This window comes from Paenibacillus plantiphilus (assembly GCF_927798095.1).
GTDB lineage: Bacteria > Bacillota > Bacilli > Paenibacillales > Paenibacillaceae > Paenibacillus_Z > Paenibacillus_Z plantiphilus.
In genome coordinates this window covers 1-492 of record NZ_CAKMMF010000087.1, presented here as the reverse complement: position 1 = coordinate 492, position 492 = coordinate 1, and the positions used below count along the sequence as shown (strand labels likewise).

The window sequence follows — 492 nt, the reverse complement described above, 5'->3', positions numbered from 1 at the left end:
TATTTCCCATCCATACCCAAACATATCATATTGCCGCCAGGATCATCACCAATCGGAATAAACCCTTTAGGAATTCTTCCTTTAAAAATATCAAGGTAACGCTCTAATTGATTATATCTAGCTCCGTCGTTAATTGTAAAAAATCCGGTCACACCACTTTCGCCTTTTTCATCCGATATTTTGAAAATATGAGGCTCTGGTTTTCCTCCGTTATTTTCCAACAAGAATTTTCTGTATTCATCTGGAAATATAAATTCATTTTGTTTTTCAAAGAGTTCAATATCGGTTATGGATAGCTTTTTATAGCGGCTAATCACTTTTGTCATATTTTTCACCATCTACTCTCTACTTTTTATTCTGGTTCTTCTTAGTAGATACACCACCTGTATGTGAAAAATCCGCATGTATATCTTTTTCTACGAGAATCATTGTAGTACCGTCCTCATGATGATGCCAAGTATAACCATCAGGAGGCTCGTCACTTTTAGGAAC

2 protein-coding genes are annotated in these 492 nt (G+C 35.6%); both read right to left on the bottom strand.

The features are described from left to right. The coding region (locus L6H65_RS26475) for an SMI1/KNR4 family protein (protein ID WP_236347782.1) at positions 1 to 326 on the bottom strand (326 nt) is incomplete at its 3' end. Between the two features lie 19 nt (positions 327 to 345). Then, positions 346 to 492: HNH endonuclease (locus L6H65_RS26470; protein WP_236347785.1), on the bottom strand; the 147-nt coding region annotated here is incomplete at its 5' end.